This is a genomic window from Priestia sp. 3CA3, from assembly GCF_056836725.1.
This window is the reverse complement of the sequence record NZ_JBXENJ010000005.1, coordinates 114,795-138,916: the sequence shown is the minus strand read 5'-3', so window position 1 is coordinate 138,916 and position 24,122 is coordinate 114,795. Positions and strand designations below refer to the sequence as shown.

27 protein-coding genes and 1 riboswitch are annotated in these 24,122 nt (G+C 38.5%); of the genes, 13 read left to right on the top strand and 14 right to left on the bottom strand.

What is annotated here, in order from left to right; translation table 11 throughout:
- Positions 1 to 25: 25 nt before the first annotated feature.
- The 4 genes from AC1VNJ_RS14865 to AC1VNJ_RS14850 form a co-directional block, all read right to left on the bottom strand.
- Complete coding sequence (locus AC1VNJ_RS14865) at positions 26 to 526, bottom strand: MerR family transcriptional regulator (protein ID WP_025749472.1); 501 nt, start codon at positions 524 to 526, stop codon at positions 26 to 28.
- A 137-nt stretch (positions 527 to 663) separates the two neighbouring features.
- Positions 664 to 1,455, bottom strand: coding sequence for a phosphotransferase family protein (locus AC1VNJ_RS14860; protein WP_228307609.1), 792 nt, complete (start codon positions 1,453 to 1,455; stop codon positions 664 to 666).
- 305 nt (positions 1,456 to 1,760) lie between these two features.
- On the bottom strand, positions 1,761 to 2,927 hold the full coding sequence (locus AC1VNJ_RS14855) for an ABC transporter permease (RefSeq protein WP_028414195.1): 1,167 nt from the start codon (positions 2,925 to 2,927) through the stop codon (positions 1,761 to 1,763).
- A gap of 1 nt (position 2,928) precedes the next feature.
- Positions 2,929 to 3,666: an ABC transporter ATP-binding protein gene (locus AC1VNJ_RS14850; protein WP_028414196.1), complete on the bottom strand. Its 738-nt coding sequence runs from the start codon at positions 3,664 to 3,666 to the stop codon at positions 2,929 to 2,931.
- Between the two features lie 175 nt (positions 3,667 to 3,841).
- On the opposite strand from AC1VNJ_RS14850, the gene AC1VNJ_RS14845 reads away from it, so the two are divergent.
- From AC1VNJ_RS14845 to AC1VNJ_RS14835, 3 genes are all read left to right on the top strand, one after another.
- Positions 3,842 to 4,540 (top strand): LytR/AlgR family response regulator transcription factor, encoded by a 699-nt coding sequence (locus AC1VNJ_RS14845; protein WP_016763353.1) that lies wholly within the window; start codon positions 3,842 to 3,844, stop codon positions 4,538 to 4,540.
- Positions 4,541 to 4,557: 17 nt separating this feature from the next.
- Positions 4,558 to 5,508 carry a sensor histidine kinase gene (locus AC1VNJ_RS14840; RefSeq protein WP_482641010.1) on the top strand — a complete coding sequence of 317 codons (951 nt, stop codon included), beginning with the start codon at positions 4,558 to 4,560 and terminating at the stop codon, positions 5,506 to 5,508.
- A 219-nt stretch (positions 5,509 to 5,727) separates the two neighbouring features.
- A complete protein-coding gene (locus tag AC1VNJ_RS14835; protein ID WP_013055916.1) occupies positions 5,728 to 7,029 on the top strand; it encodes an NCS2 family permease in 1,302 nt (433 codons plus the stop codon).
- A 31-nt stretch (positions 7,030 to 7,060) separates the two neighbouring features.
- Here AC1VNJ_RS14835 and AC1VNJ_RS14830 read toward each other — a convergent pair whose 3' ends face one another.
- Positions 7,061 to 7,255, bottom strand: coding sequence for a hypothetical protein (locus AC1VNJ_RS14830; protein ID WP_028414198.1), 195 nt, complete (start codon positions 7,253 to 7,255; stop codon positions 7,061 to 7,063).
- 174 nt (positions 7,256 to 7,429) lie between these two features.
- Here AC1VNJ_RS14830 and AC1VNJ_RS14825 point away from each other — a divergent pair, with 174 nt between their 5' ends.
- Positions 7,430 to 8,599, top strand: a complete 1,170-nt coding sequence (locus tag AC1VNJ_RS14825) for an MFS transporter (protein WP_028414199.1) — start codon at positions 7,430 to 7,432, stop codon at positions 8,597 to 8,599.
- Positions 8,600 to 8,855: 256 nt separating this feature from the next.
- On the opposite strand, the gene AC1VNJ_RS14820 is transcribed toward AC1VNJ_RS14825, so the two are convergent.
- Positions 8,856 to 9,302, bottom strand: coding sequence for a GNAT family N-acetyltransferase (locus tag AC1VNJ_RS14820; protein ID WP_482641009.1), 447 nt, complete (start codon positions 9,300 to 9,302; stop codon positions 8,856 to 8,858).
- Between the two features lie 113 nt (positions 9,303 to 9,415).
- Here AC1VNJ_RS14820 and AC1VNJ_RS14815 point away from each other — a divergent pair, with 113 nt between their 5' ends.
- Both AC1VNJ_RS14815 and AC1VNJ_RS14810 read left to right on the top strand, forming a co-directional pair.
- Positions 9,416 to 9,739, top strand: coding sequence for a CotG/ExsB N-terminal domain-containing protein (locus AC1VNJ_RS14815; RefSeq protein ID WP_482641008.1), 324 nt, complete (start codon positions 9,416 to 9,418; stop codon positions 9,737 to 9,739).
- A gap of 147 nt (positions 9,740 to 9,886) precedes the next feature.
- Positions 9,887 to 10,684, top strand: a complete 798-nt coding sequence (locus AC1VNJ_RS14810; RefSeq protein WP_482641007.1) for a VOC family protein — start codon at positions 9,887 to 9,889, stop codon at positions 10,682 to 10,684.
- An 18-nt stretch (positions 10,685 to 10,702) separates the two neighbouring features.
- Here AC1VNJ_RS14810 and AC1VNJ_RS14805 read toward each other — a convergent pair whose 3' ends face one another.
- From AC1VNJ_RS14805 to AC1VNJ_RS14785, 5 genes are all read right to left on the bottom strand, one after another.
- A complete protein-coding gene (locus AC1VNJ_RS14805) occupies positions 10,703 to 12,316 on the bottom strand; it encodes a M20/M25/M40 family metallo-hydrolase (protein ID WP_482641006.1) in 1,614 nt (537 codons plus the stop codon).
- A gap of 466 nt (positions 12,317 to 12,782) precedes the next feature.
- Positions 12,783 to 13,025, bottom strand: coding sequence for a hypothetical protein (locus AC1VNJ_RS14800; protein WP_482641005.1), 243 nt, complete (start codon positions 13,023 to 13,025; stop codon positions 12,783 to 12,785).
- A 68-nt stretch (positions 13,026 to 13,093) separates the two neighbouring features.
- A riboswitch (SAM riboswitch) is annotated at positions 13,094 to 13,195 on the bottom strand.
- Between the two features lie 63 nt (positions 13,196 to 13,258).
- Positions 13,259 to 14,413: an amidohydrolase gene (locus AC1VNJ_RS14795; RefSeq protein WP_482641004.1), complete on the bottom strand. Its 1,155-nt coding sequence runs from the start codon at positions 14,411 to 14,413 to the stop codon at positions 13,259 to 13,261.
- Between the two features lie 47 nt (positions 14,414 to 14,460).
- Positions 14,461 to 14,967, bottom strand: a complete 507-nt coding sequence (locus tag AC1VNJ_RS14790) for a GNAT family N-acetyltransferase (protein WP_482641003.1) — start codon at positions 14,965 to 14,967, stop codon at positions 14,461 to 14,463.
- Positions 14,968 to 15,173: 206 nt separating this feature from the next.
- Positions 15,174 to 16,418, bottom strand: coding sequence for a methyl-accepting chemotaxis protein (locus tag AC1VNJ_RS14785; protein WP_482641002.1), 1,245 nt, complete (start codon positions 16,416 to 16,418; stop codon positions 15,174 to 15,176).
- Positions 16,419 to 16,679: 261 nt separating this feature from the next.
- Here AC1VNJ_RS14785 and AC1VNJ_RS14780 point away from each other — a divergent pair, with 261 nt between their 5' ends.
- The 3 genes from AC1VNJ_RS14780 (at position 16,680) to lepB (ending at position 18,800) form a co-directional block, all read left to right on the top strand.
- Positions 16,680 to 17,432 (top strand): M48 family metallopeptidase, encoded by a 753-nt coding sequence (locus AC1VNJ_RS14780; RefSeq protein ID WP_482641001.1) that lies wholly within the window; start codon positions 16,680 to 16,682, stop codon positions 17,430 to 17,432.
- Between the two features lie 290 nt (positions 17,433 to 17,722).
- Positions 17,723 to 18,058, top strand: coding sequence for a LapA family protein (locus tag AC1VNJ_RS14775; RefSeq protein ID WP_416789334.1), 336 nt, complete (start codon positions 17,723 to 17,725; stop codon positions 18,056 to 18,058).
- Between the two features lie 190 nt (positions 18,059 to 18,248).
- Positions 18,249 to 18,800 carry a signal peptidase I gene (gene lepB / locus AC1VNJ_RS14770; protein WP_048020272.1) on the top strand — a complete coding sequence of 184 codons (552 nt, stop codon included), beginning with the start codon at positions 18,249 to 18,251 and terminating at the stop codon, positions 18,798 to 18,800.
- A gap of 35 nt (positions 18,801 to 18,835) precedes the next feature.
- Here the strand turns inward: lepB and AC1VNJ_RS14765 are convergent, their stop codons facing one another.
- Positions 18,836 to 19,282: a YndM family protein gene (locus tag AC1VNJ_RS14765; RefSeq protein WP_016763336.1), complete on the bottom strand. Its 447-nt coding sequence runs from the start codon at positions 19,280 to 19,282 to the stop codon at positions 18,836 to 18,838.
- A gap of 141 nt (positions 19,283 to 19,423) precedes the next feature.
- Here AC1VNJ_RS14765 and AC1VNJ_RS14760 point away from each other — a divergent pair, with 141 nt between their 5' ends.
- A complete protein-coding gene (locus AC1VNJ_RS14760) occupies positions 19,424 to 20,299 on the top strand; it encodes an aldose 1-epimerase family protein (protein ID WP_482641000.1) in 876 nt (291 codons plus the stop codon).
- A 156-nt stretch (positions 20,300 to 20,455) separates the two neighbouring features.
- On the opposite strand, the gene AC1VNJ_RS14755 is transcribed toward AC1VNJ_RS14760, so the two are convergent.
- Complete coding sequence (locus tag AC1VNJ_RS14755) at positions 20,456 to 21,322, bottom strand: gamma-glutamylcyclotransferase family protein (protein ID WP_140450289.1); 867 nt, start codon at positions 21,320 to 21,322, stop codon at positions 20,456 to 20,458.
- Positions 21,323 to 21,327: 5 nt separating this feature from the next.
- Complete coding sequence (gene gloA2, locus AC1VNJ_RS14750) at positions 21,328 to 21,726, bottom strand: SMU1112c/YaeR family gloxylase I-like metalloprotein (protein WP_014461134.1); 399 nt, start codon at positions 21,724 to 21,726, stop codon at positions 21,328 to 21,330.
- 147 nt (positions 21,727 to 21,873) lie between these two features.
- Between gloA2 and AC1VNJ_RS14745 the strand changes: the two genes are divergently transcribed.
- From AC1VNJ_RS14745 to AC1VNJ_RS14735, 3 genes are all read left to right on the top strand, one after another.
- Entirely contained in the window at positions 21,874 to 22,074 is a 201-nt protein-coding gene (locus AC1VNJ_RS14745; RefSeq protein WP_028414212.1) for a hypothetical protein, read from the top strand.
- A gap of 228 nt (positions 22,075 to 22,302) precedes the next feature.
- The gene (locus AC1VNJ_RS14740) at positions 22,303 to 22,668 is read left to right on the top strand and encodes a MerR family transcriptional regulator (protein ID WP_033578339.1); all 366 of its coding nucleotides are present in this window, start codon (positions 22,303 to 22,305) and stop codon (positions 22,666 to 22,668) included.
- 59 nt (positions 22,669 to 22,727) lie between these two features.
- Positions 22,728 to 24,083 carry a hemolysin family protein gene (locus AC1VNJ_RS14735; RefSeq protein WP_482640999.1) on the top strand — a complete coding sequence of 452 codons (1,356 nt, stop codon included), beginning with the start codon at positions 22,728 to 22,730 and terminating at the stop codon, positions 24,081 to 24,083.
- Positions 24,084 to 24,122 lie beyond the last annotated feature (39 nt).

The window sequence follows — 24,122 nt, the reverse complement described above, 5'->3', positions numbered from 1 at the left end:
GATTTACCGTTATGGTAAATCGCTGCTAATAGCTAAAAATACCGGTTAAAAAGCTTCTCCATCTCGGAACAGGCTTTTTACCTTTTAAGCTGTCTTCACTTTTTAACTGACTTTCAAGTTCTACTACTCGATTTTCTAATTTTGTAATAACTTTATTTAATCGATCGATTTCTGAACGATGCTCTAAAATTTGAAAGGTCACTACTTCTCCCGCTTTTTCTTCTGTACGCTTTTCATTTTCAATCAGTCTTAAAAAAAGCTGATCAAGCTGCTTTTGCATATCTTGTGCACGTTCATCAGATATAACGACTTCCTCTTTTTCTACTACTTTTTCTACCACTTTGACGACGGCTTGACGATTGCGGTTTTTTTGAAAGTTTTTAAGTGCCTCAACATTTTCTTCTGTAAACTCACAGTGTCCCGATTCATTTCTCTCTAGCTCGATATCCGCCATTTTGACCCACTTTAATACCGTACTTGGATGTATTCCCAGTGACTTTGCCACATCTACCGTTTTCATCGTCATGTTCCATCCCTCCATTTTTTTCATTTACTAGCCATTTCGAGAGAAATTTTTAAATCCCTTCATACGTGACAAAACTAGTATGGATTCGTCAAAGAAAGTGGACGTTCAACAAATGAAGAAAATGATGTCATTATTCCTTAAAAAAACTCGTACAAACCTTCTGCAAAGTAACAAAATTCGCTCTGTGAAATCCCCTTGCCGTATCCCTTAAAAAAAGACGCGCGCTCTTTACCTGTAAAGATTCCGTCTTCAAAACGAACAGCCAGCGCCATATCATAACGAGCGTCTCCTAAAGTTCCTCCGCTCCAGTCAATAACAGCTGTTATCTGACCGTCGTGTACAAGTACATTATCAATCGTGTAGTCTCCGTGAATAAGTACCTCTTGTTTGCATATCATGTTTTGCTTCTGCAGTTGTTTTAGCAGCCGTTGATTTCCGTCTACCTCATAGTGGGTTAAATTGTACTCTGCCTCTTGCAGCATGCGGTGGATCCACGGCTGCTTACTCACTAATCGTTCTGGACACTCAGCATTGTGAATACGAGCAAGAAGACGCCCCATTTCATAGACAACGTGCTCACGCTTTTTTTCATTATCTTCCTTCTCTAAATACTCTCTTACCGTCTTTCCTTCAAAAAATTCTAGCAGCATCCAGCTCTCCTCTGCTGTTTGAACAAACTTGTAAGCGCTCGGGCTTTGAAAGTCCGCCAGTGCCTGTATATTTTTTAATACATAATATTCCTTATATAACCATTTTCTGTACTTTTCCCTTTTTGCCCGTTTTAAAACATATCTCCCTTTAGCGGTATGAAGAATACCGACATCCGATGTACACCCTTGCTTCGGAAACGTCACTTTTTCGATTTGCTTTACATACTTTTTTATCGAATGAGGAATTTCTTCTACTATAATAGGATGCAATTGTTCCACTCCCCTTTCTTTCTACATTCTCTTTTTGTTGCTCTTTCCCTACAAAAAAGTTGAGACATAACGAAATCACTTCAATTTAATACAAACAAATGGGGTGAATGAGCTATTATGAAGCGCTTGTGACACCGCTGTTGATTTCCGTGCAAGACTTCGCTTTCCCCGCAGCAGTCTCCGTCTTTCCCTCCAATCAACAGCTAGAAGCAACTAACTGCATACTTGAAACCTACGTTCACCATTCCAATAAAAAAATCCGAACGATTACTCGTTCGGACCTTCCTTCAACTAAACTACTTTTGCCCAGTCTCTTACCCTTTACCAAGCACCCAGCGGCTTTTCGTAAACATCGTATAACCAACCGCAAATAAAACAACCGTACAAACCGATAAGCTTCCTATTGTATAGACGAGACTCTGCATGTCGTAGACACCGTAGAGAAGCTGTTTCATAAGTGCAAATACGTTATAAATAGGAATTAAAAATCCGCTTGGTTGCAGTTCATGTACGGATTTTCCCATCAGTAAAAAGTATGGAAGTATCGCTACCATCACAATTTGAGATGTATAGCTCTGCGCTTCTTTAACCGAACTTGCTAAAAGGCTAAGAATACATAATACCATAGCTCCTAGAAGTGCTAGCAGGGTAAGGGTGACTAAAAACGAGAAGATAAAGGTTGTAACATGACCGTTGAGCTGCAATGCATTATTTAATACGGTTGTTAAATAACGTACAGACAAAACAAATGTAAATGTGGACAAAAGACCGCTCAATATACCAAATGTAGAGATAGTAAGCCATTTCCCAACCAGTAATTGCGTTCGTTTGACAGGAGACATCAATAAAGCTTCCATTGTTTTCCGTTCTTTTTCACCTGCAAAAATATCATTTGCTGAAGGAAGAATCCCCCCAAAAACGCCCATAATGATAATCATTGGCGCAAACATTGCAATCATTGTTAAAGAGCCGTCATCTTCTTTAGACACTCCTTTTTCAACCACATTAAACGGAGCTATCGTTTGACTATTCACATTTAGTTGGTCTAAGCGTTCGCTAACTATAGCTTCTCGATGTTTATTCAGTATATTTTGTATATACTCTGCGGTAGCACCTGAGTTCATGCTCGCTGAATCCGTATAAACAGTAACTTCTGGCGATTTCATCTTACGCACTTCTGAAGAAAAATCGTCTGGTAGCTTTAACGCCGCTAACGCTTTCCCTTGTTCTACAGCACTGAGTGGATTTCTGCTTTCAATTACTTTAATATTGTCATCGTTTTTTAACCAGTCGATCACACTGGCATCAGAATCTTTTGTAACAGCTACAGACATGGAATCTGTTTGATCACTAGCCATCATTTTGTCTGCAAAAAAGATAATCCCTACATTTAATAAAATCGGAATCAACACGCTAAAGATAATCGTTTTGCGATCTCGCAAACAATCTATTAACTCTTTTTTATAAATATGCCAAATCATATTAAGCCCCCCTCACGATACGCGACATAAAGATGTAGTTTAAGTCTGTACTTTCCTCTTCTTTATACAGCTGTTCATTTGTTCCTTGATAAATCATTTTTCCTTTATGAATCATAATGATAGATTGACACAGCATCTCCACTTCTTCCATAATGTGACTGGAAAAAACAATCGTTTTTCCTTCTCTTTGCAGACTTTTAATAAGCTCGCGAAACATGTTTGCTGATGTAATGTCTAATCCTGTAGTCGGTTCATCAAATAGGATAACGTCCGGGTTATGAAGAATAGTGCGTGCAATGGCTACTTTTTGACGCATTCCTTTTGAAAAGCCTCCGACGCGACGGTCCAAGTAGTCTTTCATTCCAAAACGTTTGGCCAGTTCCTCAATCCTTATCTTTGTTTCATGTTTGCTCATTCCATAAAACTTAGCAAAATAAGATAAGTTTTCACGCGCAGTCAAACGGTCATATAAACCTGTTTCACCGCCAAAAAGCACGCCGATTTTTTTCTTTATTTTATCAGGCTGTTTATGAATGTTTATTCCGTGAATGAACATATTACCTTCCGATGGTTCAAGTACAGTCGACAGCATACGTAAAAGAGTTGTTTTCCCCGCTCCATTTTCCCCTAATAGTCCTACAATTTCTCCTTGTGCGATGGTTACATGAATATCTTGAACAGCTGTAATTGTTTGCTTTTTCTCTTTAAAATATTTCGTCACACCTTTGATTTCAATCATATCCGCTCTCCCCTTTTACTGTGATTGACTATATCTTAGCTTATTTTTTATACAGCATCTTCCATCTTGTCATAAAGAGGTTTTTTTATGTCGCGAAACGTCCTTTCCATCTTGTAAATCATGGTAAAATAGTGTGGTAATATCCAATAGAATAAAACAAAGAGGGTTTTTATTTATGAAGGTAGGATTAGTGGATGATCATTCATATGATTTAGAAAAATTGAGGATTTCTTTAGAAAGAGAAGATGATATAGACATACTTTTTTCGACTAGCAGCGCGGAGGAAGCTTATAACGAAATTAAAAAAAATGAAATTGATTTATTAATTACAGATATTGAAATGCCAAAGCTATCAGGTTATGAGCTTGCAGACTTTATCAATGCTTACGCACTTGATATTCAAGTCATCTTTGTCACTGGGCACAGCGGCTTTGCCGTTCATGCATTTGAACTCAACGTTTTAGACTACATTATGAAGCCTTATTCTAAAGAGCGTCTGTTAAAAGGCATTCAGCGTTTTCATCAAAAAAAACAATCAACTGATACAAGAGATAAGCTTATTTTAAAACAAAAAACCGAAATGCAAGTGCTGAACAAACAAGATATTATATTTGCAGAGCGAACGGGTCGCTCTACCACCATCATAACGACAAATGGAGAATTTAGTACCTATCAATCATTAAACGAAATTGAAAAAGAATTAACAGCGAGTCATTTTCTAAGGTCGCATCGAGCTTTTATTATCAACATTTCCTATATTCAAAATTTCTCCCTGTATACTAAGCACTCCTACTCCGTGATGTTTCAAAGCACCGAAAAAACAGCTTTAATCACGAAAACAAATTTAGACATCTTGCAAAAAGAGTACTTTTAAAGGAGGGACTATCTAAAATGAAACTATTTTACACACTAGTTTTACTAACTGTTTTCGTGCTCCTCTTTTTTAAAGACCTGCCTGTTAGTTTACATCTCCTACTTAGTTCTTTTATAATTGGTTCATTTTTTATATGGAGAAAGAAATATCAAACGGCTCCTTCACTAACGATAAAAAAAGCAATCGTACTGACGTCTTTTTTTCTGCTTTTATTTAGCCTATCTTCACCTCTTAGTATTGGCCTTACCGTTATCACAATGATTGGTTACATGACCGACATATTTTCGTCTTATCAACAATACATATTCGTAGCTAACCGGGAAAGCAGTGCTTCACGTGAAATTCAAAAAAACAATGAGCTTTTTCAAGCGTTAAGAGCTGAAAGACATGATTTTATTAAACATGTCAGCGCCGTATCCTATCTTCTAGAAACAAACCAAAGACAGCAGGCACAAGAGTATATTCAAGATTACGTTGAAGCTTTGAATGATACCCATTCATATATTCAAGGTGAACATTCGCACGTTGCTTCTGTTGTACATCAAAGCAAGAATCAAGCACATACGTGGGGAATACATATGAATGTTCAATTAGATTCACCGTTATCACAGCTGCCTTTAAAGCACCTTGACCAAATGAATCTCATCATGAATTTACTGCATAATGCTTTAGAAGCCGCTCATTCTTCTGAGAAAAAAGAGATAACCGTTTCGAGTATGATTCGAAGTGGCATTTACATTTTAGAAGTCAGCAATTCTACCGCTCCTTTATCACGAGAGCGTCAAGATCACTTGTTTACTTCTTTTCATGTGACAGAAAAGAAAGAACGCCACGAAGGCCTTGGCACGTGGATCATTTCTAAACTTGTTTCCAACTACCAAGGACGCTTGGAATATACCTATCACGATTTAACTCTTTCCATTAAAATAAAATTTCCGATAGTCGTTTCCTCAAAACAAGCAACATAGCCGCTATAGCCTAAGCGGCTTTTTTTCGTATGAGCCTCTTCTATACGTACACACTATAAAAAGCACCGAAAAAAAGAAATATTTCACACTTGTTTTAGCTCTTTTATCGTCACTTTTTTAGTTTTTAATTTTTTATATGCAAATCTATTGCATTTCAAGTAAAAAACGAATATTATATATCATGTTGCTTTTAATGTTCGTTATTTTTGGAGGTTACTTATGTTTAAGTTAAAAGAATATAACACGGATGCTAAAACGGAGATTTTAGCTGGTATTACAACGTTTTTAACCATGATTTATATCGTCATTGTGAACCCAGTTATTTTGTCCAGCGCCGGCGTTCCTTTTGATCAAGTATTTACAGCTACTATTATTTCAGCAGTCGTAGCTACGCTATGGATGGCTCTTGCAGCTAACTATCCAATCGCTATTGCTCCCGGCATGGGAATGAATGCATACTTTGCTGCTTTAGTTGTCGGTTCAAATGGAAGTATCGACTATGCTACTGCTTTTTCAGCTGTATTCGTAGCGGGTATTATCTTTATCATCCTATCGTTAACATCGTTTCGCGAAAAATTAATTGAAGCTATTCCAAACAATTTAAAGCACGCGATCAGTGCTGGTATCGGTTTATTTATTGCTTTTATCGGGCTTCGTTCAGCCGGTATTATTGTTGCAAATAAATCAAATTTAATTGGACTTGGTGATTTGCAGTCTGAGAAAGTAGTTTTAACACTGATTGGACTTGCGATTACAATCATTTTATATACGCTAAATGTAAACGGCGCTTTATTCTTCGGTATGATTATTACCGGACTAATTGCTTTCTTTAGAGGACAGCTTTCATTTGATAAAGGTTTGTTTGCTTCTCCTCACCTTCCGGACGGCTTAATGATTTCAAATCCTTTTGCTGCTTTTGGAGATGTTATTCATCATGATTTGTACACAGTTGTTTTTTCTTTCTTACTTGTTACGATTTTTGATACAACAGGTACAATGGTAGGAGTAGCTCAACAGGCAGGTCTTATGAAAGGTAATAAGATGCCTCGCGTGCGTCAAGCATTGCTTGCTGACTCATTTGGTACAACGATTGGCGCTTTATTTGGTACAAGCCCAACAACGGCTTACGTTGAATCTTCATCTGGTGTAGCAGCAGGCGGACGTACAGGTCTAACGGGCGTGACGGTAGCCATTCTATTTATTGTGGCAGCATTCTTTAGTCCGGTTGTAAGCTCGGTTTCTGGCGTAGCAGCTATTACTTCACCTGCATTAATTATTGTCGGAAGCTTGATGATGGGTGCTGTAGCTAAAATTAATTGGAATGACTTTGATGAAGCGTTCCCTGCCTTTTTAGTTGTTCTAGCAATGCCTCTTACATCAAGTATTGCAACAGGAATTGCCCTTGGCTTCATTTCTTATCCGTTAATGAAGCTGGTAAAAGGAAAAGGCAAACAAGTTCATCCGCTTGTGTATGTCTTTGCTGTTTTATTTCTCTATCAGCTCATCTTTTTACCTCATTAAAAAAGCTTGGAGATTTCTCTCCAAGCTTTTTTTATTGAAAGTAATTGTTATTTTCTTTTGTTTGATAAAGATAATTTTCCACATAGATTTGTTCTGCCTCAGAAGCATTCTTTATCCCTTCTTCTGGATCTAGCTCGATACTTCTCTTTTTAGCTATATAATCCACTAGCGCCCCAAATCCTAAAAGACCGCCTATAATCCCAGCAAATACAATCCATATTGGCAATCGCTTCACGTCCCTTTTCTTTTAATTGTATCAGCTTCAGCGCAACAGGTAAATATTAACATAGTTATCCATTTATAAATAAAGCGCTTTTTACCAAATATACGTAAAAAACGTCTTGGTATTTGGTATACTAAACTCACGGCATGTTCTACAGAGAAAGGGGCTTAATTGCATATGAACAAACAGCTTGGAACGTTAATGTTTGTTATTTTTATGGTATTTGTCGGCTTTGGAGTGATCATCCCCATCGTACCTGAAGTTATTCGTGCCACGGGTGCAAGCACGGTCAATTTAGGGATACTAATGGCTAGCTATTCGATCGCATCTTTTATTACCGCACCTTTTTGGGGGAAGCTTTCCGATATAAAAGGCCGCCGTCCCATCTTACTTTGGGGCTTACTTGGCTTTAGCGCAAGCTTTTTTCTTTTTTCGGTGGCAGAAAACTCTCTGACTCTGATGTATACGTCACGCATCATCGGAGGTTTGTTTGCAGGAGCTGTTATTCCTTGTGCTTTTGCATATGCTTCTGATAGTACAGATGAAGAAAACCGCACGAAAGCAATGGGACTGTTAGGGATGTCAATTGGCTTAGGCTTTATTTTTGGACCGGCATTAGGCGGTGTCCTTTCGTCTTTCGGCTTGTTTGTTCCCTTCGTTATCTCTGGTATCTTGTCACTGATTATGACAGCGTTCTCATTCTTTACGTTAAAAGAATCGTTACGAAAAGAACCTGCTGCCAAAGTACAGACATCCAGATGGCATGACTTCACGTCAGATTTTCAAGGAGCTATGAAGTATTTATATGTTCTTTCATTTTTAGCTACTTTTACGCTCGCTGGTTTAGAAGCTACTTTTCAATTTTTTCAAATAGCGAAAATCAATGCTACTCCCACGACAATCGGATGGATGTTTATGGCGAGCGGTTTAACTCAAGCCCTGATTCAAGGCGGTGTACTGCAGCGATTTAAAAAAGGAAATGAAAAAAAACTGATGGCTATTGGCTTATTGGTTTCAGCAATAGGATTTACGTCTATTTTGTTATCTTCTAGTGCCGTTAATGCTACCTTATTTCTGTGCATATTTACAGCAGGAAATGCCCTTATTCGTCCTTGTGTCCTCTCATTAATTACGATGAGAACCAAAGTAGGATATGGCTCTGCTTCAGGGTTAACTGCCTCAATGGATAGCTTAGGGCGTATTTTTGGCCCTCTGCTTGGTGCATTTGCCTTTAAACTCAATATGACGCTGCCTTTTATTATCGGAGCAGTTGTCACTTTAGCTGCTTTACTGCTGATTCAGCGTCATACAGCTCTAGATTATTCTGAGCAAACACTATCATCATAGAGGCTGAGACAAAAGTATTTTAGCTGAAGGAAAATCCGAACGATGAATCGAGATTCTTGATGAAGAATCCAACGCGTTCGGATTTTTTTATTGCTATGGTAAACGTAAGTTTCATGTATGTAGGTACTTCTAGCTGGTGATTGGAGGGCAAGGCGAAGACTCCTGCGGAAAGCGAAGCCTTGTAGGGAAAGCAACAGCCGATTCCTACTAGCTCATGTAGCCAATTTGTTAGTCTTTGGATTAATTTAGCTATGGCTCAATCTCTTTTCATCGTTACTAACACAAGATTATCCGCAGCTGCAGTGTGTTTTATAATTGAAAACCGATGAGCTTCGTATAGCTTAATCGCAGGTGTATTTTTTTCGGCTGTGGAAACCATACACTCACATTCTGAATATCTTTGAAGTACATATGTTAAAAGACGGCTTCCAATTCCTTTTCGAAAGTAACGAGGACGCACAACGAGGCGGCAAATCGTTAATCGCTCATTTTCTTTTTCAAACGACAGCACTCCTGCTAGCTTACCTTCAATCATTTCTCCGATAAACACTTCCTTGCTTTTCATAATATCTTCTTTGCTTTCTGTAAGCTGAGGAATATCTGAAAAGCTAATGAGCCTTGCTTCTTCTTGATAAGCTTCTACTTGCACAGCTACTATTTGAAGAGCGATATCCACTCTTTGATGTTCGAGGATTTGAAGCATGAAAACCACTCCATTTCTTTCACAAATTTAGACAAATTCCATGTTTTCACTATATCCAAACGCCTTCCTTGTACATATTGTATTATGTACCGAATTAGCCAGGAGGTGTTTATATGCATATCACTGCTGAAAGAATTAGAGAAGCAACAGAAGCGATTGCTTCTACTGAGCTTGAAACATTTATGTACCAAGAGCCAACTGCTCTTCACAGACGCTCTCGTCGCCGTTCTACTCGCCGTTCTACTCGTCGCACTACTCGCCGTTCTACTCGTCGCACTACTCGCCGTTCTACTCGTCGTTCTACTCGCCGTTCTACTCGTCGTTCTACTCGCCGTTCTAGCCGTCGCCGCTGTCGCTGCGGTTCACCTTGCTGCTCATACCCATGGTTTAATAAATCATTTGGCTGCTGCTTTAAAGGGCATGGCTGCCGTCGCTAACTAACTCTAAAGCAAGCCGAGTCTAAAACATACGCGGCTTGCTTTTTTCAAGATTTTTATTTTACATAATCATTCGTTTTACTCTTCTTAAAAAAGAAAACAAAGTATAATAGTGGGAAAGAATCTCTCTTAAAAGGAGGACTATCCATGCGCCTATCTTTTGATCACCTTGTTCATTTTTCACCTGATCCTATTAAAGCTCAGAAAGAACTAAACGAATACGGAATCAATGTTATTAAAGGCGGCATTCATGAAAAATGGGGCACTTTTAACACGTTGGCTTACTTTAATCTTAGCTATATTGAATGGCTTGGGCTTAGAGACATCGCGTTAGCTCAAAACGTTACAGATAATAACCTTATTCAGCAGCTTGTTAACGAACATACACCGGTTGGTCATTTTGGTCGATTTGCACTCCGTACAGATGATATGAATTTGCTGATAAAAGAGCTGGAAAGCAAGAACGTCACTGTAAAAGGTCCTGTAGCGGGTTCTCGTCAAACCAATGATGGAGAAAGACTTCAATGGAAAATGTGTTTTGTTGAAGCTGATCACGATTCCCTGCCTCTTCCTTTTTTTATTGAATGGGGTGAATCAGAAGAAAAACGCAAGCCAAAGCTAGCGGCTCTTTCTTCTCACCAAGCTGGTCAGCTGCATCTAAAAAATATTTACTGTGCTGTACATAACCTCGAAGAATCCATCAGCAAGTGGACGAAACTGCTGGACGTTCAGTCTGGCGAAAGCTACAAAGACTCTTTACTTGATGCACGTTGTCAAAAACTATATGTCAATGGAGGAAACCTTATTTTTTGCAGCGGAACCCAAGGTGTTGTCCATGATACATTAAAAAAAGTTGGAGAGCGTCCATTTTTGGTTGAATTGGATCACGCTCTAACACCGCAACAAATTACCGTACAAGGAGCTTCGTTTAAATTCAACAAATAAACATCCGCAGGCGGATGTTTATTTCTGCGCTTCTTTTATAGCTTGATAAATGAAATGAGGCAAAATTTCAAAGGAATACTGAACATCTAATCTTTCGGTCCATTGATGCGCATCTCTTCCCAGCGGTCCAATGTTCAGCACCGGCATCTTCAGCTCCTCTAGCTCTTCTAGCGGGATATGATATCCTTTATTCCATAGAGGCATATTGGCTACTAACGTGTTAAATGTATGAAGCGGATGCTGCAGGCTGGCATAGCTTAAATCCGAAATTCCACCAAAATAACTTTGTTCAACTAGCTCCACTTGGAATTGCTCTTTGGCAGTTGCCTGTACGTTTGACAAAATCTTTTGTACAAAGAGATCATCATGTGAACAAACGGCCGGGTAAAAAGGCGGCGTAAAAAATAAGACTATCATCGGAGCTGCTTCTTTACATAAACCAGCTAAAGAGTTTACTAATTTAATGGTTTTATTTCTGTCATCATCTTCTTGTGCCAAAAGTGCCGCTTCCATTTCTTGCACATATTTTTCACCGTGCTGTTTGACTGCATGAGTATAAAGTTCTTCATACGTCCATACGTTCACGTCAAGAGATGAACCCTCCATTCCCGCAGCGTACTGCCTAGCGGCTTTATTATAATGTTTTTTTACATTCAAAGCCGCTTTGTCAGCCGATTTCAACAGCAAATCTGTTACTTCTTTAAGAGAGCGGTTTAACATAAATAAATTAAATAATACAACGGCAGAGTGCGGAACTTGAACGGAATACTCTTCTTTTAAATCTTTTTGTATCAGCACCGTAGGAGGTGGACTCGTTTCATTTCTTACTTTTTCGCAAAAATCAACGTTTAGTTCTATTTCTTTTGTTAAATAAGAAGCTAGTAAATTAGCATTTAAACCAGCTAGCGGTTCCCCTACATGAGTTTCTTTTCCATAACACAAAAAGCTTGGCATGATCTTGCCAATCGATCCTGAGTACACATAGTTCGTTTGATCACCAGGATAGCGGCTGAACACTGGTTCTGCATTTAGCATGAGAGAAAAATCCAGCTGATGTTTGCACGCAAGTTCTAAAAGAACAGGCACTGCTTTTCTCATTCCGAGCGAATTTACTTCTTCATCCGGTACCGACAGAAGCAGGATGTTTCCGTCAAACTCTCCGTTGCATGCTCGTTCAATCATACTGATATGCAGAGCAATACCTGCTTTCATGTCCATCGTTCCTCGGCCAAAAAGCCAGTCTCCTTTTATCATATCTTTTTGTACGTGCGCCGGAACTTGTTCCATATCATTATAAAAAGTACTCGTTAACGTATCAGCGTGAAAAGCATCCTTTTTCCACTGTCCATAATCTTGTACATCCACTACGTCGTAATGACTGACTAATACAACTGTTTTATTCGTATTTTTCCCTTCAACAAAAGCTGTGACAATCGATCGCCCGTCTCCTGTTGAATGAAGCTCAACTTGCTCGTTTTTTTGAAAGTAAGGCAGCTTCAATAAATACGACGCTATCGATTCAGCCATTTCCACTTCTGCCATCGTTCCTGTCACGCTAGGTATAGAAACCAATTCGCTTACAAGCTTCTTTAACTGTTCTTTTGTTTGATACAAAGATGTTTTGTTCGACATACCCTTCATCTCTTTCCTTTTTCTAAATTTTCCATCAAACAAAACGATTCGTCAATCCCTTTGACAGAGACCCTTTCATTCTATCCCTATGTATCATAGTATGCGCTTCCTTGACGCACATGATAAAAAAAGAGTGCGCGGCTAGGGCTAGCACCGCACACTCTTTTTTTTACTTTTCGTCATCTTCTAAAAAGTCTAGGATACGATCAATAAGCTGTTCGCTTCCTGCATCGTTTCCATGTTCAAGAGACATTTCCATTTCAATGCTCCTTTCATAAAATATTCTTGTTTTATAACATACCACAATTCATTTCGAATGTAACCTTTAATTTGTGTAAAAATTTCGACAATTTATGATTAATTTTAAAGCCTAGTGAGTAATGAATATACCCACCAGATTCTTCAATTGTCAAAAAAAATGCTTTCTATTTAAAAACACTTTAAAAATAGAGGCGCGAGCAGACTTCTATAAAAGACAGCCTACTCGCTCAAGCTTGGAACAGCATGATGAATAAATTTCTAGTTCATTTGCTTTTTGTACATCTTTAATATCTATGCCTACAGCATATGTACGAACATGGTTTTCGACCACAATTTCATAAAATGTTTCTAATTCACGATAAGCTACTTGATAATGCTTTCCTAATAATTTTACGGCTTCCTTTAATGCTTTCTCTCCTGTATGTGCTGCAACTGCTATATGACTCATAAAACCCTCTCCTTTTAGAAAAATAAAAAAAACTCATTTTGCTTTGATGCAAAATGAGTTTTTCACCCGTTTTATCACCCAAAGCACATGCTTTGCTGGTAGGAGCACCTTACATTCGTAGGTTGCTGTGGAGTCAAAGAGCCAGATCTCTCGTCCACTCGTGATAACTTTTTTAATTTAAAATTTATTTTATCAAACAATTCCATCCGCGTAAATAGAAAAATAAAAATATTTTAATTTTTTTGGTAATGGAATGAATTCAAAAAGTCAAAGCTTAGATTAGCAAAATAAGAAGCTGCTACAAGTAATGCCTCTTCATTTAATGAAAAAGAAGGATGGTGCCATTCATATTCTCCAGCCGTACCCATCCATACAAAAAATCCTGGTACACGCTGCTGATATACGGCAAAATCTTCTCCTCCAGGCGATTGTTCAGCTTCTACGACTTGATAACTAAGATTCTCTGCAGCGTTAATAACCAATTTTTCCAGCGTATCATCATTGTTTACTACAGGAAGATACGGATACCATTTAACGTCTACTGAAGCGCCGAAAGCTGCTCCAATCCCTTCAGCAGTTCGTTTCATAAGAGCCGGTATTTTTTCTCTCGCTTCTTCTTGAAAGGTACGCACCGTTCCTTCAAGCGTTACTTTGTCAGGAATGACGTTCCACGAGCTCCCTCCGTGGATTTGAGTTATGCTGACAACAACATTTTGAAATGGGCTGAGATTACGGCTGACAATGGTTTGTAAACTAGTAACAATTTGACCAGCAACAGCAATCGGATCTACTGTTTTTTCTGGAATACCTGCGTGACCGCCTACTCCTTTGACGTCAATTTCAAAACGATCAACGCTTGCCATTAAAGGTCCCGATTTGACACCAATGGTTCCTACAGGAAGATTCGGTTTGTTATGCATTCCAAATATCGCTTCTACTCCTTCGAGCACACCTGTTTCAACGAGCATTTTTGCCCCAGAAGCCGTTTCTTCGGCCGGTTGAAAGATAAATCGAACCGTACCGCAAAGCTCCTGCTGACGCTCTTTGAGAAGAATGGCTGCTCCGATTATAGAAGCCGTATGAAAATCATGTCCGCATGCGTGCATAACACCGTTCACTTCAGAAGCAAATGGCAGATTGGTTTTTTCTTCAATTGGCAGCGCATCAATATCAGCTCGAATAGCGATAGTAGGTCCCGGCTTTCCTCCCACAATTTCCGCTACTGCTCCCACGTCTAAATGGAATGCATCCGCTATAGAAATATCGTAGTGCTTTAACCACTTTTTAATACGTTTAGTTGTTTCATATTCTTTCATTGAAAGCTCTGGAAACCGGTGCAGCTCACGGCGTATGTCTATTAGCGTATTTAGTAGTAATTGATCTGTCATATTTATCACTCTTTCACATTTCTTAATTTAGACCACTTCTCTATCTTTTAAGACAAAGAGTGTACCTCATTGAATTTTTTATAAAGAAATACGGTCGTATAGCCTTGTGCAAGGTACTTTTCTTTAGCTTGAACATATCCTTTTCGTTCATACATCTCAACTAACCAAGGATGTTCTTTTGCTGTTCCTAAAGACACACCTGGCGATTTAAACGTATTCTTTATTACCTCTTCCTCTACTAGATGCAGCAGCTTAGATCCAACGCTTTTCCTGGCAAACGACGGGTCCACTGCAAACCACCAAAAGTGCGGAACAGCAAACGGACCTGGATGTTCTCCCCAAGGCATTCGTATAGATACAGTGGCAGCGATTCTTTTATCTTCTTCATATACATAGCAAAGGTTTTGAGAAATATTTTTCTTAACGAGGGCAAGATCAGCAGTAGCTGCTAAGAAAGGAATGCCTAGCTCTCGAATAGGCTTATATGCTTGTAGAGTTAAGTTCAATAAGTTATCCGCGTCGTCATTTGTTGCCAAACGGAATTCATTTTTCATCTCTTTGTCTCCTTATATAGTACTTAAATATTTTATTTAACTTATAAGTTTACTAAGAATTAAAAAAGACAGACTGCCGCCTTGCGTACTCACTATACAACTGCTTTGATAACGTGTCAATTCTATTTATCGTTTTCTATAAAAGATATAAATAAAACGAATACACGCAGAAAACTGCGCGTATTACGTACATATCAAGATAGACTTCAGGACTCACTTACCGTAGCTTTTAAATTAGCTGCCAACATCACAAGTTCTTCTATAGATGCTAACTCTTCTTGTGAAGCCGAAGCTACTTCTTCAGCGTAAGCAGCTGCTTGTTTAGCAACCTCCGAAAGGGTCATGACGGACTCCATTACTTTGAACGAATACCCATCAATCTCTCCTGTTGCTTTTGTCATTTTGTTCATTTGTTCTTGAGCAGCAAAGACATCTTCCATAATTGTGGAAAACTGTTCAGTTACATCTTCGACAGTGGCAATACCAAGCGTGACTTCTTCCGTATTCACTTCCATGTTTCGATAAGCCCGCTTTGCCTGTACTTCAATTTCTTTTAACAAATGACTAATTTGTATAGCGGACGTTTTAGATTCTTCCGCTAGCTTACGTACTTCCCCTGCCACTACAGCAAAACCTTTTCCATGTTCTCCAGCCCTTGCAGCTTCAATAGCAGCATTAAGTGCAAGAAGATTTGTTTGTTCAGCAATTCTTGTAATCGTATTAATAATGCGGCCAATCTCTGCGGAACGATCTTCGAGTCCCTTTACTTCACTGGTCGATATCTTAACGGTTTCATAGATTTTATTCATTTGATTCGTCACATCTTTCACCGCAACATTTCCGGTAGAAGCATGTTCAGAGGCTCTGTTCATCGATTGTTGTACCTTTGAAGAATGATCAGTCATTTTCTGAAGCAGCTTGGCCATATCCACCATAGCCTGCTCGGTTTCAACCACACTTAGCAACTGCTTATCAGAACCCGCAGCAATTTCTTGAATAGACATCGTAACTTCTGTCACAGCTGTTTTTGTTTCCTCCATGCTTACAAGCAATTGCTCTGAGGAATGACTGACCGTGCTCTTTGTTTTACTTATTTTCTGACGCAGCATTCTCATGTGAGTCATCATTTCATTAAATGAAGATATGAGTGTACTAATCTCATTTTTCCCTTTCAAAGGAACAACATCTACAGATAAATCGCCGTTTGAAATCCCTTTCATTGTTTTTGACAAATTTTCAACCGCAATTATGTAGCGACGTATGATAAAATAGAACACGGTAGTTGTAAAAGAAACAAACAGAAATGTAATCACTAGCGTAATCGAAGCTGCTTGCTCTTGTTTCACAATAAGATAATAATTGGTTACTTCAATTACAGTAGATGTTATGGCCATCATGGCTGCAATCATACATAGCATTTTCATGCGTAAACTTTGAAAAGCTTTTTTCATTTTTTCATCCCCTATACAATCTAAAGACATAGAATGTCTAATCTATATTAGTAGTATCGGCATATTTTTATATTTTTTTGTAAAAACTAAAGAAGAATTGAAACAATTATTATTGGCGCTTTTCCACTAAATATTGGAATACATATCTTCCTGCAAGGCGCTGCAACAGCAGTTGATAACTGTCTGATTATTCTTTCATTTGACCAAACTCTACCTTTGCTTATAAAATGAAGATTTGTAGAAAGGAGTACGAAAAATTTTATGTATACGTATCAAACAGGCAATCAAACAATTGACTACAAAATTGAAGTCGTTCCAAATAGAACCGATATCACGGTGCAAATTTGTGACAAAGAAGGGGTAAAAGTTATTATCCCAAGAGGTCTTAATGAAAACAATGTGCGTTCAATCATCGCACGCAAAGCAACATGGATTTTAAAACAACTAAACGGTTCACAACCAGCTGAGGAAAAGCCAGCTGCTCCAAAGAAAGAAGCAGTAAAAAAAGAAACAGCTAAAAAAGAGGCTCCTAAAGCAGCAGCTTCTGCAGCTAAAACTGGTTCTTTTGAAGAAGGAGACAAATTCCCTTACCTAGGGCGTCAATACCGCTTAAACATCGTTCGTGGAGATGTAGCAAAAGCTGAAATGACATTCCGTGCAAAATTCATTGCTACAGTACCTGAAAGCTGGAACGAGCAGCAAACAAATGAAGGTATTGGACAACTATTAACAGAATGGTACCAAGGCCGCGCAGGTGAAAAATTCCAAGAAGCTTTGAAATCTGTTAAAAAAGCAGCTGACAATGCTCCTGAATCTGTTAAGTGGGACGAGTTAGGTGAAGAATACACTACGACTCAAGATAATACAATCGTATTAAACTGGCGTTTGCTAACAGCTCCTCTTGCAACAATTGAATATGTCATTGCTTCTCAATTTACAAATGCAGATGAGTTATTCGAAGATGCAGCTGAACGCAAACAGTGGTTAAGCGATAACACCCTAAACGCATTTTAAGTTTATACATAAAAAAAGCACGCGGCGAACGCGTGCTTTTTTTATGCCAATGAAGCCTTATACCTACTCCCTTCCCTCAAAAATCCCCCTCTATCAGGTCTTTGGACATGTCAAAGCTTCTACACCAATCGATATATTGTGTTTTAAAAGAAAGATATATATAATCAAGAAAATGTTTGATTTTGTTTAAATGTGGATACGTATACCTATAAGCAAGATAGCAAACACTTAAGATGAGTGGTTACGCTATAAAAGTTGTAATGACCATGTAAAGAAAGGAAGTGCAGCTTATGAAAGGACAGAGCTTTTTTATTTTAGGACTTATATTTGCTCTTATCATTGCTGTTTTAGCTGTAATTAACAACGATCCTGTACAATTTAACTATGTATTTGGTTCACAAAAATGGCCTCTTATTTTAATCATCTTAACAACGGCTGTGTTTGGAGGAGTTGTTGCTGCTTCATTGAGCTTTGTGAAAATTGTTCAACTAAGAGGACAAGTGAAACAGAAAAACAAGCGAATTGCTGAACTGGAAGAAGAAATCAAGCAGCATAAGCCTGTTGAGCCTGTTGTGGAAAAAGAACCAAATCAACCAGCTACTCGAACTGAGCGCGCTCAGTTATAATAAAGAAAAGCCGTTATTCTCTAGAATAACGGCTTTTTTCATTTTTTGTTCCGCCAAGCATATTTTCGGGATACACGCATAAACAGATAGATATGGAAAACTTTAGTTCTGAATGGTACAATCAACACTGTTATATCTCTATGAAAAACCTAAATTGATAGTCTTACCGTTAAGAAGGTGTTCATCCATTATGATCAATAAAAAAATAAAGCGCGAAATTCTTACATACACAAGCGTCATCCTCGGCACCGTTTTGCTTTCTGTTGTCGTTCAGCACTATTGGTTTCAGCCCTACACTGTAAAAGGCGATTCTATGAAGCCTATTTTGCACGAAGGCAATCGAATTATTATTAACAAACACAGCAAGCTGGAGCGCTTTGATATTGTCGTGTTACAAGCTCCCTATAGCAGTGATTTTCTAGTAAAGCGGATTGTGGGCTTACCAGGAGAAACGGTCGAATACAAAGATGATGTTCTGTATATAAATAACAAAGTCAAAAAAGAGCCGCATCTTCATAAATATTTATCCAAAGTGCCCGCTTACGAGCGATTTACTGAAAACTTTTCCACTTACGAATTGTCTCCAGACGGCACGATACCGGATGGATACGTGTTAGTGCTAGGTGACAACAGACGCATAAGCCGGGACGGAAGACATTTTGGCCTCACTCCCATTTCTTCAATCATGGGAGAAGTCAACATGAAATATTGGCCTTTAAAAGAAATGACTTTTATGCATTAACATATAAAAAGAAAGCTCAAAATTGAGCTTTCTTTTTATTTTGGATTTTCCTTATTTTCTACATGCTGTTCTTCTGCAAATTCTGTGTCATACGCTAGTTTTCGCTTAAAAGCCGGGCGCGTTCTCGCTGTATGCTTTGTTTCAATATGGTTGAATAAGTAGCGGTGAACAAAAACTTCAGCAAATGTAATAATAGCTGCAGAAATAATACTTCCCCAAGCAATTTGAACGTAACTGTCTAATAACAATGTGCCAAAAATCCATACGCTCATATACGTTAGAACAAATTCAACAATAATGGCATCACGATTTCCCACTCGAGGCAGTACAATTCGATCCACTACTAGATATGTCACAACTGTCGTTAACAAGCTAAAAGAAATAATGTCTCCGATGGTTGCATCAAAAAACAAATCAAGGCCTATACCAAACGCAATAAGTGCCGCTGCAAATTTAATGAGCAATAATGTTGCATGATTCATATTTGAACCCTCCTTTTTCTATATTAATTTGAACAAAAATAGGGAAATTAATACCTTTTTTGCCAAGAAGGGTATAATATAAGCAAAGCCAGTACGTTTGAGACAGCTCTAGCGTACAACAATGATTTGGGAGATGTTGTAATGATTGTACTAGAAAATAGCAAAATGAAAGTCAGCATTGAAGAAAAAGGAGCGGAAGTTGTAGAAGTATTTCATAAAGAAAAAGACCTGCAGTTCATGTGGAGCGGAGACCCCGCTTATTGGGGACGAGTATCGCCCGTATTGTTTCCAATCGTAGGCCGATTAAAAAATGATCAGTATACCGTTGATCAGCGCGAATACTCTTTGCCTCAGCACGGCTTTTTACGTGATTCTACTTTCAGCGTGATTGAGCAAACAAACGAAACAGCACGGCTGAAATTTGCCACAAACGGCCGGTTTAAAGACGTGTATCCATTTGAATGTTCAGTTGAAATTAGCTACCGTCTGGAAAACAATCGATTAACGTTTCAGTGGAAAGTAGTAAATGAAGATAAAGAGGATATGTATTTTTCAATTGGAGCCCACCCTGCTTTTCGTATTCCGCTACGTGAAAACGAGCAGATTTCTGATTACTTTTTAGAAATAGAGCCTTCTGAAACTACGCCGAAGGAATTTGCATTAAAAGACGCTCTTATTCATGAAAAAGGGGCTGCAGAAAATTTGCACAAGCTGCCGCTAAGCGCAGATTTATTTGCAAATGACGCGTTAATTTTTAGCCATATTGACGGAATTACAATTAAATCACCGGTTAATGAAAATCAAATTAACGTTCAGTTTAATGATTTCCCTTATGTCGGTATTTGGTCAAAGTATGATGCAGAAAATCATACAATCGCTCCTTTTCTTTGCATCGAACCTTGGTTTGGAATTGCAGATACGCATGACCACAACGGAAATTTCAAAGAAAAATTAGGCATCAACCGTTTATCAAAAGACGGTGTATTTCAAACAGAATTCTCTGTTTCCTTTAGCTAATGCAACAGAGAACATAACAAAATCAATCCAACCTTGAGACGAACAAATGGGATCAATGATCTGGACTGCGTTCACCATAACAATGAAAAGCTCCGAACGATTACTCGTTCGGAGCTTTCTTCAGCTAAACTACTTTTGTCTCTGCGTCTTTTTATATTAATTATTTACAACATCGCTATTTTTTAGCGCATGTACTTGCTCTATTAGCTTCTGAACGTATTCTTCGCTGAGTACACCTGTTGCTCCTCGAATAATTTCAGTCGAATAGTGATCCGGAGGTGCGACTTCTTTTTCTTTATTTAACACAAAAAAAGTAAGAACATGATCCACCATCTTACCTTCATGCTCGACAGAAATAATAGCAGGACGATAGCCGTTATTATCTACCCCTTCTCTGCCATACAAATACGTAATTGCTTCGGGCGGCACGCGGTACAGTTTGCCTTCAACAACTCCGCCTTCTTCAACCATGTCTGCACGTCCTCCGTCATGAATAACGTGGTTATATCGAAGCGTATAGCCTTTAAAAACAGCTCTGCCAAGACAGTCTTGGAAATGCTGATCAACGCCGTGCTTAATAAAACGATCGTTATCCATACATGAACCGTAAGCAAAATACAGCATGCCTTCTAATAAATCTTCTTTCCATACGCGCCAGTTTCCGCCTGGAATAAATTCTTGCAGCAGAGAACGGTCTCTTGCTACATATACAACGGCTTCAAATTCACCTTGGTCCGTTTCAACCGTTTGCACAACTTTATCATATTCATTGTCTTTATGACCTTCATGAATGTACCCTTCTAATTCATCAAGCGCCTTCCACATAAGCTGATCGGTCACTTCATATACTTCTCCGTATACAATGTGTTCACTGTCGATATCAAGCATCGGATAGCCTTGCTTAGTATCATATAATTTTCCTTTCGTTTTTGCCTGCTTGGCAATTGAGCGCGCATGATGCAGCAACCCGTGATTACCTTCTCCTTCAAGAAGCGTTCCGTATACGAATAAATAATTGCACATACTCCTTATTCCCCCTCTTTCTCTTCATAAAGCTCTAGCGGTAACCCGTCCGGATCAGCAAAAAATGTGAATTTTTTTCCCGTTAGTTCATCTACCCTAATAGGTTCCACATCAATCCCTTGCTGCTCTAGTTCACGCTTGGAATCCTCTACGCTTTCAACCGCAAAAGCTAAATGGCGTAAGCCGCACGCTTCAGGTCTTGAAGGACGCTGTGGCGGATTTGGAAACGAGAACAACTCAATTTGATAGCCAGGAGCTACTTCTAAATCTAGCTTATATGAATCTCTTTCTTTTCTATATGTTTCTTCTATAATCTTGCATCCTAACACATTTACATAAAAAGCTTTTGAACGTTCATAATTACTTCCTATAATGGCTACGTGGTGCATTCGTTTTAAATTCATTTCATTCTCCCATAAAAACCCTTTTCTAATCATCCTACACAAAATGCCGGCAAACATCAAATAATTACGTTATCACCTTTGACTAGAGTGATAAAAGTCACGGACATAGTGTCTCATAACAAGTAATATAACAACGAGGTGAATAACATGATTTCGTTAACATTTAAATCTAGAATTGACAGAACTCAAAATTTAGATTCGTTAAAAGAAGAAGCTGCTATTATGCACCGTATTGCTGATCAGCTATCTCCAATGAGCTCTGAGTTCATAGAATATACTGAACGTATTCAATATGTGTATGAACGCATGCACATTATCGTACGTCATCCTACTAAAAAACTCGCTTAATATAAGCGAGTTTTTTTTATAAAATCTTTGTCAAACTACCTTATTTTGAGATATACTGAATGCTAATAAAAAAATGAAACTTTTTGATCTTACGCGCGTATACTTAATTACGATAGGATAAAAGATAAATAGTTGCGTAGATAAAAACCATCACGTGATGGTTGACATAGTTAAAGGAGGTGGTATTCTGATGGGGTTGCGACATACAAAATTGGCGAACTTGCAGAGATGGCACATGTAACGAAGCGCACGGTTGACTATTATACTAACATTGGGTTGTTAAAAGCAGAACGCTCTGCTTCTAACTATCGCTTTTATAACGAAGAAGCGCTGAAACGTCTTTACTTAATTGAAAAATTAAAAAGCGAAGGCCGTTCTCTTGAAGAGATTTCTTCTCTCTTTTCTGTAGAGCAATCCGAGAATAGCCACTCCAAAGACGAATTAGCATCCAAATTTTACGTACTAAACGACAGTTTAAAAGAAGTTGCACCGCTTATGGAAAAGCTTAACGAAGAAGATCGAAAAGTAATGATGAATCGGCTTTCACCAGAAAGCGTCACTCTTTTGCACTCTTTACTGCTGCTGCTGTCGTAAATTTATTATTTACAGGAGGTGTTTACTTACTTTATAGCACTATAAAGTAAGTATATTCATTGATAACCATTAACTTAATTATTTTTGCGATTTTAATTGTACTCACTGCTTTTTTCGTTGCTTCAGAGTTTGCAATTGTGAAGCTTCGTAGTTCACGGGTAGATCAACTTGTTGCTGAAGGCAAAAAAGGAGCGAATGCGGTTAAAACCGTAACGACACACTTAGATGAGTATTTATCTGCGTGTCAGCTTGGTATTACGATTACTGCTTTAGGACTCGGTTGGTTAGGAGAACCGACTGTTGCGAAGATTTTGGAACCTCTGTTTGAAGAACTTGGTGTTGCTGCATCTTTAACACATATTCTTTCATTCATTATCGCATTTGCGCTTGTAACCTTTGTTCACGTAGTCGTTGGTGAATTAGCGCCAAAAACATTTGCGATTCAAAAAGCTGAAACAGTTACGTTATTGTTTGCTCGTCCGTTAATTTTATTCTATAAAATCATGTTCCCTTTCATTTGGTTACTAAATGGTTCTGCCCGTTTGTTAACTGGCATGTTCGGATTAAAGCCAGCTTCAGAGCATGAACTTGCGCACAGTGAAGAAGAGCTGCGCATTATTTTATCAGAAAGTTTTAAAGGCGGGGAAATTAACCAGTCTGAATATAAGTACGTGAACAACATTTTCGAATTCGATAACCGTGTTGCTCGCGAAATCATGGTACCAAGAACAGAAATTTCAGCTGTTTCTGAAGACGACAGCATTGAAGATTTCTTAAAGCTTGCTGTAGAAGACCGCTACACCCGTTACCCTGTTACCGTTGACGGAGACAAAGATAACATTATCGGCTTAGTCAACGTGAAAGAGATTCTAAACGATGTCGTAATTAACGATGCGTTAAAAAAGCAAAGCGTGAAGCTTTATATGAATCCTATTATTCAAGTAATTGAAACCGTAGCGATTCAAGACCTACTGCGCTCGATGCAGAAGAAACGTACGCATATGGCCGTGTTGATTGACGAGTACGGCGGTACGGCTGGTATCGTTACCGTTGAAGATATTTTAGAAGAAATCGTTGGAGAAATTCGAGATGAGTTTGATACAGATGAAAAGCCGCTTGTTCAAAAAATCAGCGATCAGCACTTTGTCTTTAACTCAAAAGTACTGCTTGAAGAAGTCAACGAAGTGCTTCATATCGAAATTGAAAACGATGATATCGATACAATCGGCGGCTGGATGCTGATGCAAAATATCGATATTCAAGAAGGCGAATCGTTCAAACTTTTTGGATACGAGTTTATTGCAAAAGAAATGGACGGTCACCAAATGAAAGAAGTGGAAGTACATGCCCTTCCTGAGGAAGAACGCGTGCAGCCTGAAAGCCATTCACCAGAACAAGAAGTTACACAAGCATAATAGAAAGAGCCACTTCTTCACGAAGCGGCTCTTTTTTTA